The organism is Acinetobacter bereziniae (genome assembly GCF_016576965.1).
GTDB lineage: Bacteria > Pseudomonadota > Gammaproteobacteria > Pseudomonadales > Moraxellaceae > Acinetobacter > Acinetobacter bereziniae.
This window is the reverse complement of sequence record NZ_CP066119.1, coordinates 2,405,414-2,418,451: the sequence shown is the minus strand read 5'-3', so window position 1 is coordinate 2,418,451 and position 13,038 is coordinate 2,405,414. Positions and strand designations below refer to the sequence as shown.

Annotated in this window: 18 protein-coding genes; 16 read left to right on the top strand and 2 right to left on the bottom strand. The window is 37.5% G+C overall.

Annotated features, from left to right (window positions below; genetic code table 11):
- The first annotated feature begins 321 nt into the window (after nucleotides 1-321).
- A complete protein-coding gene (locus I9192_RS11435) occupies nucleotides 322-555 on the top strand; it encodes a hypothetical protein (RefSeq protein WP_004830673.1) in 234 nt (77 codons plus the stop codon).
- A gap of 65 nt (nucleotides 556-620) precedes the next feature.
- Here I9192_RS11435 and I9192_RS11430 read toward each other — a convergent pair whose 3' ends face one another.
- Together I9192_RS11430 and I9192_RS11425 are read right to left on the bottom strand one after the other, a co-directional pair.
- A complete protein-coding gene (locus I9192_RS11430) occupies nucleotides 621-1,064 on the bottom strand; it encodes a universal stress protein (RefSeq protein ID WP_004830674.1) in 444 nt (147 codons plus the stop codon).
- A 33-nt stretch (nucleotides 1,065-1,097) separates the two neighbouring features.
- Nucleotides 1,098-1,559 (bottom strand): universal stress protein, encoded by a 462-nt coding sequence (locus I9192_RS11425; RefSeq protein WP_004830675.1) that lies wholly within the window; start codon nucleotides 1,557-1,559, stop codon nucleotides 1,098-1,100.
- Between the two features lie 365 nt (nucleotides 1,560-1,924).
- Here I9192_RS11425 and ureE point away from each other — a divergent pair, with 365 nt between their 5' ends.
- From ureE to I9192_RS11350, 15 genes are all read left to right on the top strand, one after another.
- Nucleotides 1,925-2,407: an urease accessory protein UreE gene (ureE, locus tag I9192_RS11420; RefSeq protein ID WP_005031669.1), complete on the top strand. Its 483-nt coding sequence runs from the start codon at nucleotides 1,925-1,927 to the stop codon at nucleotides 2,405-2,407.
- Nucleotides 2,394-3,059 (top strand): urease accessory protein UreF, encoded by a 666-nt coding sequence (locus I9192_RS11415; RefSeq protein WP_005031668.1) that lies wholly within the window; start codon nucleotides 2,394-2,396, stop codon nucleotides 3,057-3,059. The genes ureE and I9192_RS11415 overlap by 14 nt, the downstream gene beginning before the upstream one ends.
- A 66-nt stretch (nucleotides 3,060-3,125) precedes the next feature.
- Nucleotides 3,126-3,740 carry an urease accessory protein UreG gene (gene ureG, locus I9192_RS11410; protein WP_004830680.1) on the top strand — a complete coding sequence of 205 codons (615 nt, stop codon included), beginning with the start codon at nucleotides 3,126-3,128 and terminating at the stop codon, nucleotides 3,738-3,740.
- 51 nt (nucleotides 3,741-3,791) lie between these two features.
- A complete protein-coding gene (locus I9192_RS11405; RefSeq protein WP_004830681.1) occupies nucleotides 3,792-4,358 on the top strand; it encodes a HupE/UreJ family protein in 567 nt (188 codons plus the stop codon).
- 50 nt (nucleotides 4,359-4,408) lie between these two features.
- Complete coding sequence (locus I9192_RS11400) at nucleotides 4,409-5,278, top strand: urease accessory protein UreD (RefSeq protein WP_005031667.1); 870 nt, start codon at nucleotides 4,409-4,411, stop codon at nucleotides 5,276-5,278.
- A 73-nt stretch (nucleotides 5,279-5,351) separates the two neighbouring features.
- Complete coding sequence (gene ureA, locus I9192_RS11395; RefSeq protein WP_004830684.1) at nucleotides 5,352-5,654, top strand: urease subunit gamma; 303 nt, start codon at nucleotides 5,352-5,354, stop codon at nucleotides 5,652-5,654.
- Between the two features lie 29 nt (nucleotides 5,655-5,683).
- Nucleotides 5,684-6,007: an urease subunit beta gene (locus I9192_RS11390; RefSeq protein WP_004830685.1), complete on the top strand. Its 324-nt coding sequence runs from the start codon at nucleotides 5,684-5,686 to the stop codon at nucleotides 6,005-6,007.
- Complete coding sequence (ureC, locus tag I9192_RS11385) at nucleotides 6,007-7,707, top strand: urease subunit alpha (protein ID WP_005031666.1); 1,701 nt, start codon at nucleotides 6,007-6,009, stop codon at nucleotides 7,705-7,707. The genes I9192_RS11390 and ureC overlap by 1 nt, the downstream gene beginning before the upstream one ends.
- Before the next feature lie 148 nt (nucleotides 7,708-7,855).
- Nucleotides 7,856-8,449, top strand: coding sequence for a lysozyme (locus I9192_RS11380; RefSeq protein ID WP_200149814.1), 594 nt, complete (start codon nucleotides 7,856-7,858; stop codon nucleotides 8,447-8,449).
- A gap of 80 nt (nucleotides 8,450-8,529) precedes the next feature.
- Nucleotides 8,530-9,111, top strand: coding sequence for a histidine phosphatase family protein (locus tag I9192_RS11375; protein ID WP_058967666.1), 582 nt, complete (start codon nucleotides 8,530-8,532; stop codon nucleotides 9,109-9,111).
- Between the two features lie 17 nt (nucleotides 9,112-9,128).
- Nucleotides 9,129-10,184, top strand: coding sequence for a hypothetical protein (locus I9192_RS11370; RefSeq protein WP_200149813.1), 1,056 nt, complete (start codon nucleotides 9,129-9,131; stop codon nucleotides 10,182-10,184).
- A gap of 80 nt (nucleotides 10,185-10,264) precedes the next feature.
- Nucleotides 10,265-11,248, top strand: coding sequence for an allantoinase PuuE (gene puuE, locus I9192_RS11365; protein ID WP_200149812.1), 984 nt, complete (start codon nucleotides 10,265-10,267; stop codon nucleotides 11,246-11,248).
- Nucleotides 11,249-11,314: 66 nt separating this feature from the next.
- Nucleotides 11,315-11,821, top strand: coding sequence for a 2-oxo-4-hydroxy-4-carboxy-5-ureidoimidazoline decarboxylase (uraD, locus tag I9192_RS11360; RefSeq protein ID WP_200149811.1), 507 nt, complete (start codon nucleotides 11,315-11,317; stop codon nucleotides 11,819-11,821).
- A 24-nt stretch (nucleotides 11,822-11,845) separates the two neighbouring features.
- On the top strand, nucleotides 11,846-12,166 hold the full coding sequence (gene uraH, locus I9192_RS11355; protein ID WP_200149810.1) for a hydroxyisourate hydrolase: 321 nt from the start codon (nucleotides 11,846-11,848) through the stop codon (nucleotides 12,164-12,166).
- A gap of 145 nt (nucleotides 12,167-12,311) precedes the next feature.
- Nucleotides 12,312-13,034, top strand: coding sequence for an outer membrane protein OmpK (locus I9192_RS11350; RefSeq protein WP_151961328.1), 723 nt, complete (start codon nucleotides 12,312-12,314; stop codon nucleotides 13,032-13,034).
- Nucleotides 13,035-13,038: the final 4 nt, after the last annotated feature.

Here is a 13,038-nt window from a genome sequence, read left to right as displayed (position 1 = left end):
TATCAACCTGCTGAATAGTGTACTATTGTGAGTAAAAAATAATCAGTCTGAATGTGCCTCCGTGATTTTGAAATAACACTGTCATATTTCTTTGCGATACTTTACTCAGACAAAATAAAAACAAAAGATAATTACAAAATCAGTTAAAAATATAATTAGCGTAAACGTCTGTATCTACAGCCGACCCACTTTTAATCAGTGGGTTTTCCTTTTTATGCCATTTGGAGAATTACTATTCAATATTATCAAATTTTATCTTTCAAACAGCTAAAAAAGTGATATAAATAAAAATAAAGTGCATATGAAAAAGGAGTGTGAATAATGAAAACAACAGTTAAATATGTTGTCTTAAAGAGCAGAGAATATCAGCTTGGCACACCTCTATTTGAAGAAAGTATTGAAGCTGAAGGTGATTATTTTGATCAAATACCCGATGTAATTCATTATCAAAATCACGAATTCAAGGTCAAGTCAAAAGAGCTAAATCGAAAACAAATTTTTGATGATTTCGAAGAGTCGCAAACCATTTTAGTCAAAGTGATTGCAATCACATAATTTTCTATTCGTTTTAATTATTAAAGCCCACGATATCGTGGGCTTTAATATTGAACAAATTAAATTTATTGTTTAATGATTAACACTGGCAACTGAGTTTGTCCAAGTACGTCTTGAGCGAAGCTTCCCAATAAAAACTTTTGGAAGCCTTTTCGTCCATGTGATCCCATAACAATCAGATCAGTGTTCAATGACTCCGCTGTCTTAATGAAGGTTTCTGCAGACACCGAATTTCTCACCACTTGAGTTTCGATTTGTGCACCTTGTTGTTCTGCCAGCTGTCTCGCTTTGCTTAAAGCTTCCTCAGCATTTTTGATTGCTTCTTGAATATATTCTTTCAGCATATCTGGAGAATAATAGAAGTCCGCTGCTGCAAATGGATCATCTGCAACAACACTGATCGCAGTAAGTTTACTGCCAAATGCTTTGGCAATAGATGCAGCATGCTTGATTGCTGAGAAAGAAATGTCTGAACCGTCAACTGGAACAAGAATATTTTGATAAGACATAATTTCACCTTTTAATTATTGAGCTTGAAAATACTAATCTTCACTGAGTGTTGATTTAATAATCAGTACAGGCAGTGGACAAATCGATAAAACTTCCTGAGCAACGCTACCTAAAAAGAATTTTTTGAAACCTGTACGCCCATGTGATCCCATAACAATAAGATCTACATTCAATTCATCAGCAGCATTCAAAATACCGGTTGCTGGAGGAACTTCACGAACAACTTTGGTATCCACAGCACTCACGCCATGGTGCAGTAATGTTTCTTGAATATCTTTTAAACGTGCAAGCGCATTTTTCTCAGCTTCGAGTAAATATTGTGTCACCGCAGGCGCAACTTTATAGAAGTCGACTCCCTTAAATGGGTCGACAGCAATCACGCTGGTTACGGTAATTTTACAGTTAAAAGCAAGTGCAAGTTTCTCAGCATGTTCAACTGCAGCATAAGAAATAGGAGAGTCATCTACAGCAAGAAGGATATGTTGATAAGCCATTATTAGTGTCTCCTTTTTATCTGATTCTTGATTCATTGATAACACATTGTAGCCATTGTCGCAATTCGATAATTGCATTTAAATTTGATTAAATATCTGTTATTTCAATATTTTGTGAAATACACATATTTTTTTTATGGTTTTATTTTGTAATCTTAACTTTTCATTTCAAAATACTGGATAATTTTATAAAAAATATGAATTTCATTTTATCGTTAAAGTTTTAAATATGCTGTCATTGATCTATACAAAACAAAAATTGGCATGATAAATGCATTAATTTAATGCAAAGCAATATGAATGAATAAATTTTTGGCATCAATTTGGAACATTTTAAATGTGATGTCTAATCAAAGTGGATGAGCATGAAAATTTATACACAACGTTTAGAAAGCATACACCCAGATAAGACAGTAGAAAGTGTAGCGCTCACTTTTGATACTCGGCAAAAGAGCCGTTTTCGTGCAACTTTGAATAATGGGCACGATATTGGTGCAGATTTACCAAGAACAGGTATTTTGCGTAGTGGCTCTTATATCGCAACTGAACAAGGAGAAGTGCTGAGAATAGATGCAAAACCTGAAAAGTTGATGCAAGTTATTGCGTCGAATAGTTTTGATTTATTAAAAGCGGCTTATCATCTGGGTAATCGCCATGTGCCTTTAATGCTGACCCCAACGGCACTTTACTTTGAACCAGATCATGTGCTCGCTGAAATGATTATAGGGCTTGGTCTAACAGTGAATGAAGTTGAACATCCGTTTGAGCCTGAAAGTGGGGCTTATGCACAACATCAGCATGATCATCGTTTAAGCCCAATTAAGGCTTTGCACCATGTCCATCACTAATGCAACGCAATTACTCAGCTTACTCACGCTGTCATCTACAGCTTTGCCTATTGGTACCTATTGCTATTCGCAAGGTGTAGAAAGTGCAATTGAGCAAGGCTTAATTCATGATGAAGTGTCAAGTATTGCTTATTTTAATGAAGTGTTAGAGATGTTGTTGGTGCGTTTTGAATTGCCAATTTTAAAACGCTTGATGCAACACTATTCGAATGATGAACAGTTTTTAGTTTGGGCGAATTTTTATCGAGCGAGCCGTGAATCCAAAGAATTGTTGGCTGAATCACAGCAATTGGCATTTTCCTTAAATGCATGGATTCGAGATGTGCTTTTGCAAAAAGTTGAAGTGAAAAAGCAATTTGGTTTTGTCCCTGTCTATGCACATTTATGTGGCAGTCTAAAACTGAATTTGCATGATGTACTGACCGCTTACACATTCACTGTTTTAGAAAACCAAGTTCTTGCAACGGTAAAGACTGTTCCACTTGGACAAATGAGTGGACAAAGAATTTTATGGCATCTACACAGTTTAATTCCTCAAGCAATAGAACGAGCATTACAACTTGAAGATGATGAATTGAGCAGTGCTTTACCTAACTATGCGATGTTAAGTATGTCGCATGAAACGCAATATTCACGATTATTTAGATCATAGTTAAACACATACTGATTAAAGTATCTTTTTGATAACTCAGTATCATACACAAAAAAAGGAAAAATCATGACAGAACGTAGCCCTTTGCGTGTCGGAATAGGTGGACCTGTAGGCTCGGGAAAAACAGCCTTAACTTTAAATCTCTGTTTAGCATTGCGTAACAAATATAATATGGCTGTGGTGACCAATGATATCTACACCAAAGAAGACTCCAACTTTTTAACACGTCATGAAGCCATGTCGCCTGACCGAATCGTAGGTGTTGAAACTGGGGGCTGCCCACATACTGCAATCCGTGAAGATGCTTCCATTAATCTTGCGGCAATCGATGATCTATGTGAAAAGTTTGATGGACTGGAGCTGATTATTATTGAAAGTGGTGGTGATAATTTAGCAGCTACATTTAGCCCAGAATTATCAGATTTAACCTTGTATGTAATTGATGTTGCAGGCGGTGAGAAAATTCCGCGCAAAGGCGGACCAGGAATAACCAAATCAGACTTATTGATTATTAATAAAACAGATTTAGCACCGATGGTTGGGGCGAATCTTGACGTCATGGATCAAGATGCAAAGCGTATGCGGGGTGAAAAACCATTCTTATTTTCGAATATGAAAACGCAAGATGGCTTAAATCAAATCATTGAGTTTATTGAAAAACAGGGCTTATTTAAAGCTTAATTCATAGATTAAATATTGTAAAAAGTTAATAAAAATTGAAGGAGAATTAACATGCGTTTAATTCAAAAAAGTTTGATTACACTGATCGCATATATCCCTGTTTTTGCTTTGGCTCATCCTGGACATGATCATCATACAGGCTTTTGGGCTGGTTTTATTCACCCATTTACAGGTTTGGATCATTTGATGATGGCAATCGCTTTTGGCGTGTTGATGTGGACAGCGAACCAGCGTTGGAAATTATTTGGTTTGATTGGTCTTGCCATCGCAATGGTCGGAGGCTTTATGATTGGCAGTCAAGATCTAATTCCGTCATCAGTTGCTGAATATGGCATTATCGCTTCTTTGGTTTTATTGGCGATCGCGCTGTGGAGTAAATCCAATCAAGCCTTGCCGATTGCAGCTGTGTTATTGGCAAGTTTTCACGGAGTCGCACATGGCACAGAATTAGGTCAATCTGGTCATGCCAGTCTTTTAGTTTTGGGTATGGTCACAGCAATGGCACTGATTTATGCAGGTGGATTAGGCATTGGTGCATTGATTAAAAAATATGTGCCTTATGGCAAGCAGATCATTGGCACATTGGCAGCATTAGTCGCTGTGATTGGATTGGCTTGATGTTCAATAAACCTTTAAAAGCCTTTGATGTATAAAATGTATAAATGGTCATGACAAATTTAATTACCCAACCATGCCATGATTCTTTGTGGTATGCCAAATTAGAATTGGGCTTTAAGGTACAGGCTGATCGAACCGTACTGAGTCATCGCAAGCATTATGGTCCTGTACGTGTTCAAAAAATGCTTTGGCCAGAAAGAACAGGAATTTGTCATGCCATTATTGTTCATCCGCCTGCGGGTATTGCAGGCGGAGATCATTTAACCTTTGATATTCATGTGGGTGCTTCCGCACATGCATTGGTCACTACGCCGGGCGCAGGGAAATGGTACCGAACCAATGCCAAACAGGCATTCCAACATATTTTTATCCACGTAGAAAATGATGCAGTTTTTGAATGGTTGCCACAAGAAACCATGTTGTTTGATGGTGCGAATGCGCGCTCAGAAACCATTATTCAACTTGATTCACGGGCGAGTTTCATTGGTTGGGATATGTTGGTGATTGGGCGACAGGCACGTGAAGAAAAATTTCAAACAGGTGCTTATAAAAATCAATTTAAACTGAAACGCAATGAACAATTATTGGTCGCAGATACATTGCATTTTAGAGGCGATGATCGTTGGTTAAGTTCTAGTCTAGGAATGAATCATTATGCAGTGATGGGGAGTTTTTGGGCGGTAGCCCCTGAAAAGTTTCGTTCGAGTTTTTATTTGGATCAACACATCGACTTAATCCGAGAATTGATCATGAGAATGAATCTGCCCGTCACTTTAACCTTACTGGGGGATGTGGTCTGTGCTCGTTATCTCGGTGATGATGTTCGACATTGTCATGATGCTTTTGCTGCAATTCGTGCCAAATTAAGACGTTTTTGGTTTGATTTAGATGAGGAATTTCCAAGAATTTGGCGAACGTGAAAATTTTCAATCATACTCAATATTGTTGCATAGATATTGCATGTACAACAAATGAATTAGCTAGGAATAAATCATGGAACTCAACCCTACAGAAAAAGACAAACTTCTGATTTTTACCGCTGGTTTGGTTGCAGAACGACGTAAAGCACGTGGATTAAAACTGAACTACCCAGAATCGATTGCTTTTATTTCCGCAGCATTGCTTGAAGGGGCACGTGATGGCATGACGGTCAGCGAACTGATGCACTATGGTACGACATTACTCAGTCGCGAAGACGTGATGGATGGTGTGGCAGAGATGATTGCTGAAGTACAGGTTGAAGCAACTTTTCCAGATGGCTCAAAGTTAGTCACCGTTCATCAACCGATTGAATAAAATAAAATTCTAAATTTGGGAGCAAGACGATGATACCCGGTGAAATGATCACGCCTGATAGTGATATTGAAATGAATGTTGGACGAGAAGTCTTAAAAATAAGTGTAGCAAATCTAGGCGATCGCCCGATTCAAGTCGGTTCGCATTTTCATTTTTATGAAGCCAATGATGCTTTGCAATTTGATCGAGAGCGTGCCAAAGGCTTTCGTTTGAATATTGCCGCAGGCACGGCAGTACGCTTTGAACCGGGGCAAAGTCGTGATGTAGAAATCGTTGCACTTGCAGGTAAACGTGAAGTATATGGCTTTGCAGGTCGCGTCATGGGCAAATTAGACCAACAGGATAATGAATAATGAAAATGTCACGTCGCGCATATGCTGAAATGTTTGGTCCTACAGTAGGAGATCGTGTTCGATTAGCAGACACTGAGCTATTTATTGAAGTTGAACAGGACCTAACCACCTATGGTGAAGAGGTTAAATTTGGTGGTGGTAAAGTCATTCGTGATGGTATGGGGCAGTCACAACTGTTGGCAGATCAGGTTGCTGATACCGTGATTACCAATGCTTTGATTGTCGATTGGTGGGGAATTATCAAAGCAGATGTTGGCTTAAAAAATGGTAGAATCTGGAAGATAGGCAAAGCAGGTAATCCTGATATTCAGCCAGATATTATCATTCCACTAGGTGCGGCAACTGAAGTTATTGCGGGTGAAGGGCAAATATTAACAGCAGGGGGAATAGACACACATATCCACTGGATTTGTCCGCAGCAAGTCGAAACAGCATTGATGTCGGGAACGACTACAATGATTGGCGGTGGTACAGGTCCCGCAGCAGGAACTTCAGCCACAACTGTAACCCCAGGTCCGTGGCATATTGCGACGATGTTACAAGCGATAGATGACTTGCCTATGAATATCGGTTTATTAGGCAAGGGGAATTTGAGTCAGCCTGCACCCATTGCAGAACAGATTCAAGCCGGTGTGGTTGGGCTGAAACTTCATGAAGACTGGGGTTCTACACCAGCTGCAATTGATAATTGCCTAACTGTCGCAGACGAGTATGATGTACAAGTTGCGATTCATACCGATACTTTAAATGAAGGTGGTTTTCTTGAAGAAACATTAGCCGCTTTTAAAAATCGTACAATCCACACGTATCATACAGAAGGTGCAGGTGGTGGACATGCACCTGATATTTTAAAAGCCATTGGGCAAGCGAATGTTTTGCCATCTTCTACTAACCCAACACGACCTTATACAATCAATACCATTGATGAGCATTTAGATATGCTGATGGTCTGTCATCATTTAGATCCAGCAATTGCTGAAGATGTCGCTTTTGCAGAAAGCCGTATTCGTCGGGAAACAATTGCCGCAGAAGATATTTTGCAAGATCTCGGTGCTATCTCGATGATGTCATCGGATTCACAGGCGATGGGACGTGTGGGGGAAGTGATTTTAAGAACATGGCAAACCGCGCATAAAATGAAAGTACAACGTGGACCATTGGAGGGTGATAATCAATATCACGATAACAATCGTGTAAAGCGCTATATTGCAAAATATACCATCAACCCTGCGATTACTCATGGTTTAAGCCATGAGGTAGGTTCAGTTGAAGAAGGAAAGTTGGCAGATTTAGTATTGTGGAAACCTGCATTTTTTGGGGTTAAACCATCGATGATTATTAAAGGTGGAATGATTGCTGCTGCGCCAATGGGCGATATTAATGCTTCAATTCCTACGCCACAGCCCGTTCATTATCGTCCGATGTTTGGCGCATATCCAAGAGGTGTTCATAATACCTGTATTACTTTCCTATCTCAGGTTGCGATTGATCAGGGTGTTGCAGAAAAGTTGCAACTGAAAAAGCTGATTTCTCCCTGTAAAAATACCCGAAATATCAGTAAAAATGACATGAAACATAATTGTTATTGTCCTGTCATGGATGTACACCCTGAAACTTATGAAGTTCGTGCAGACGGAGTTCATTTGACTTGTGAGCCTGCTGAAGTTTTACCGATGGCACAGCGTTATTTTCTGTTTTAATCATTATGGGTAAAAAGCTTAAAACTCCTTTTTAGTCAAAAAGGAGTTTTAAAAAAACATGACAACCAAACACCACTATATTTTAGCACAAAGCTCTGTATAGAATGTAGACCAAAGCTATGTTTCATCAATTTTCAGAGTCTTCTCCATGTCTCACTTTTGGTCCAAATGGTTTCAAGTCTTATTTAACAAAGCACAGCATAAATCTAATAAAACTAAGCCCGATTACTCTAATTCAAATATCGGTATTGCTATTGACTCTGATAACAATATCATTGGTTTTGCCCAAGATAAAATCACTCGGATAAGTTCCAAAGGTATTGATTTGATTTGTAGCTTTGAGGGCTTAAAGTTGAAAGCTTATGATGATGGAGTCGGTGTAATTACAATTGGTTATGGGACAACCCGTTATCCGAATGGAAAAGCTATTCAATATGGTGATCAATGTAGCATTGAACAAGCTAAAAGCTATATGCAATTTGACCTGAAACGTTTTGAACAAGCTGTGAGTCGTGCTGTTCAAGTGCCATTGAGTCAAAATCAATTTGATGCATTGGTATCATTGGCGTATAACATTGGAATCAATGCTTTTCAAAATTCGACTTTATTGAAACGATTAAATGCATTGGATTATCTTGGTGCAGCTCAGCAATTCGATGTATGGATTAAAGCAGGTGGGAAAACTGTACAAGGTTTAGTCAACCGTAGAACGGTCGAGAAAGCGTTATTTTTAAAACATTGATTGAATGTTTTTGCTTAAATGCTGAACATCAAAAAATATGAAGTACTTTTTATAATAAAACAAAGTAGAGCAAAGTTTAAATGAGTATTTATTTAATTCGCCATGCGCAAAGCTTAGGAAACGTTAATGGAAGAGTAGAATCGCATGCCAGTATTCCTTTGACAGAATATGGACATCAACAGGCTCAAAATCTGGCAAATACTCTACCAAAAGCCAAGCAAATCTATATTTCACCTTTTTTGCGAACACGACTGACTGCCGAACCTGTTTTACTTCGGGATCAAATTACACCTGAAGTTTTGAATATTCAAGAATTTTCATATTTATCAGATCGACGTTGTAGAAACACCACTTTAGAAGAACGTAAACCATGGGTAGATGACTATTGGAGTCGTGCCGATGTTAATCTAATCACAAGTGATGATGCTGAATCTTTTGCCAATTTTTATCACCGCGTGACAGATTTTATGCAACATTTAGATGCACTTAAATCGCATTACACCGATCAACATTTGCTGGTCTTTAGTCACGGTCAGTTTCTACAACTGTTAAAAATCATGATGGCACAGAAGCAAGCATTGAGCTCAACATTGATGCGTGAATTTCGCTATGATTTACTCAATAATCAATTAGGCAATGCCGAGTTTTTTATTTACAAATAAAATATGAGAAGAACATCATGAAACCTATGATGAGAAAAATAGCTTTATTGGGATTACTGGGTGGTATATCGCTGTCCACATATGCAGATATTGTGACCTTAAAGGCGGATTTAACTCAACTTGCCCAACCACTGCAAACACAATGTAAGGGAGTTGATTATTTGCCTCTTAAAGTGTTGGGTGAATTTTTAAAAAGTGATAACTCAGAAAAAATAGATGTTTATCAGATGGATGTTATTTTTGTTTCTGATTTTTTAGGTTATCTAGACAATAAAAATTGTGCCTTAGCTGCTTCTGACTTTACCATTGCTGGCGTTAAGATCTTGAACCAATATCGTGATTTATGGGAGAAAGACTTAGCTAAGGATAGAAAAGTGATGAGATATGAAACTTATCTTGCCGCAGGTGATGCAAGTTTGGTGAAATACAAATGGACGCACAATCCACAATACCTTGATGATGCCGATCATCTTTATAAGCAGTATCTCCAAACAAGTGCAATAAGCAAACAACAGAAAGCACAATGTGGCAAGAAATGTTCAGATGATTTAGTGTATTTAAATCAAAAGCAATATTTTAGATTGTCTGATTATGCTTCGATTTCATATACATATCAGCAGCTTTTTGATGAGATTTATCGGCAATATTCTGATCAGGATCCAAATTTTACAGATGCTAAAAAAAGCCTAAATGCAGTTTTTGAGCGTACAGATCAATTTGAAGTGAATGCCATACAAACAACAGGATTAAAAATACTCGATAAGCATGTTGCTACATTGAATGAATTAAAAACTATTTTTAATTCAGGTGATAAAGATTTAATTGAAATTTTTACTCAGCACTTAGATCAATATCTTCAAAATAGAATCGTGAATAAATTATTAGATCCACAAATGGCTGAGAAAATTTATCAATTTTTAGTCAAAGAATTCACTGAAAATAACTCAAAAATGGTACCGAATCAATTGGCTGAAAATCAGCAGAGCAATTACAGTTTTCAAATTGGGAAACACCAATATATTTTTAGTGGAGATAAAAAGCATTTGCAGTTAAGTTCTCAACCCATGCAATAGCGCATCAAGAAAATTGGCATAAAAACTGCTTAATCATTCACACTAAAAAATGGTGATTGAAAAGTTTAAAGGCGGTTTGAGTGAGTAAAACTTATTTACGTGGTCAAGCACTTATTGATCAAATTCAAAATGCTTCTTATTCACGGGATTTGATTGGTTATCACGGTTCAGTTCCTAAAGTGGAATGGCCCAACCAAGCTCGACTGGCAGTACAGTTTGTATTGAACTACGAAGAAGGTGCTGAAAACCATATTGAACATGGGGATGCTGGCTCTGAACAGTTCCTGTCCGATATTGTCGGTGCTACAAGCTTTCCAGATAAACATATGTCTATGGATTCAATGTACGAGTATGGTTCTCGGGCAGGTTTTTGGCGCATTCATAACGAATTTCAAAAACGAAATTTACCCATGACCATATTTGGAGTCGGGATGGCATTGGCACGCAATCCCTATATCGTCAATGCAATTAAAAATGCCAATTATGATGTGGTTTCACATGGTCAACGATGGCTCAACTACCAAAATGTCGATATAGACACAGAACGTCAACATATGGATCAAGCGATCAGTGTGCTTGAAGCATTATTTGGAAAAGCTCCCATTGGTTGGTATACAGGTCGAGATAGCCCCAACACACGGCAATTATTGACCGAATTTCCGCAGATTAAATATGACTGTGATTATTATGGCGATGATTTGCCATTTTGGACGAGTTTAACCAATGCAGATGGCGAAAGCCGACCTCATCTAATTATTCCTTATACCTTAGAAAGTAATGATATGAAATTCTGTGCACCAGCAGGTTTTAATAGCGGAGAACAGTTTTATCAATATCTTAAAGATGCTTTTGATGTGCTTTATACGGAAGGCGAAACAGCGCCAAAAATGCTTTCGATTGGCATGCACTGTCGTATATTAGGGCGCCCGGGACGTTTTAAAGCACTCCAACGTTTTTTGGATTATGTTCAGTCACATGACAATGTTTGGGTATGTCGGCGTGGAGATATTGCAGAACATTGGTTTAAATACCATTCAGCGCAAAAAGCATCAAAGCAATGTTAAAAATGAGCAGAAAAGCTTTAAAAAAGCGCTTCAATCTTTAGTCATTTTGAATGATAGGTATAACTTGTGAATTTAAATGAATTTAATCAAATTTCAGAACAACAAGCTCAAGCAATGCTTAATCATTGTGTACAGATTCCACGTTGGACACAAGATATTGTTTCTGCACGTCCATTTACAAGTTTAGACGACCTTCTGGATTATGCCAAAAAACAGGCATTAACTTGGACTTGGGATGAGATTTTAACAGCGTTAAACAATCATCCTCGAATTGGTAAAAAAAAGGCTAAAGTGAATCTGACTGAACAAGAACGTGAATTTTCCAATCGTGAACAATCTGCAATAAAACACAGCAGTGAAATAGAAGATGCTTTATTAAAAGGCAATTTGTCCTATGAAAAAAAGTTTGGATTTCTGTTTTTGATTCGTGCATTAGGTTTGGATCACAATGAAATCTTACAGGCATTGAAATACCGTTTGTTGAATGATGTTGAAACAGAACAACGTATCGTGAAACAACAGTTGAGTGAAATCGCAATTTTACGTTTAACGCAGGCATTGTCTGAACATTAGAATTTGAGTCATAAAGGAAATCCGATGATTAGTAGCCATATTTTAGATACACATTTGGGAAAACCTGCAACAGATGTTGTGATCAAATTATTTGATGCACAGGAGCAACTGATTGCTGAGTCTAAAACGAATAAAGACGGGCGTGTTGCAGATTTCAATTTAAGTGAGATACAAACGGGGCAATATCGTTTAGTATTTTATACTGCAGATTATTTTAATCGCTTTGATTTAGCTACTTTTTTTCCTAAAGTTGTGATTGACTTTTCTGTAAACGATATTAATCAGCATTATCATATTCCTTTATTAATCAGTCCTTTTGCATATTCTACATATCGTGGAAGTTGAAATATAAAAATAAATTTTATCAAGGACTTAAGGCTCATTTATTTGAGCTTTTTTTATATATTTTTTACCAATTATAAAAATATTGGCTTTGTTTTTGCTTATCTATTGTGGTGTTTATCTTTGTTTCTTGTGGGGAATTTATAAAATGAAATTGACACAGTTTGCTGCGTTCACAACTTTGCTATGTACCGCACTTGGCACTCAAGCTGCTCCAATCTGGCAAGATTTTAGTATTACAGGGTTATACGGTAAAAACTATGAACTGATTGCTCGAGAAGATGATCAGTCTACAATTACTTTTGAGTACGCGGCAAAATTGAAATATGGTGATTTTTTTGCATTTGCTGACCGCACCAATAATGACGTTTCAGGTAATGAAACTTATTTTGAAGTTTCACCACGCTTGAGCTTAGGGGCGATTTCAGGGCGAAAGTTAGAGGTTGGTCCTATTAAAGATGTTTTGATTGCAACTACTTGGGAAGGTGGAGAAGGTTTTAATAATTACTTATATGGGATCGGTGTGGATTTGGCGATTCCATATTTTCAATATGCCCAATTAAATTTCTATAAAGCTGACAATTATAAAAATACAGATGATGACTATCAATTGACTTTCGTCTTTGGTGTGCCATTTACAGTTGCATCTGAAGATTTCTTGATCGATGGTTTTCTGGATTGGTCAACTGCAGAAGATGACCATGCCAGTGAGTTAAACTGGACCACACAATGGAAATGGAATGCGGGCAAACATATTTCACCCAACACAAAGTTATATTTAGGTGTTGAATATTCGGTTTGGAATAATAAATATGGTATCTCAGGAAAAGATGAAAATAATGTCAGTGCATTGATTAAGTATCATTTTTAATGAT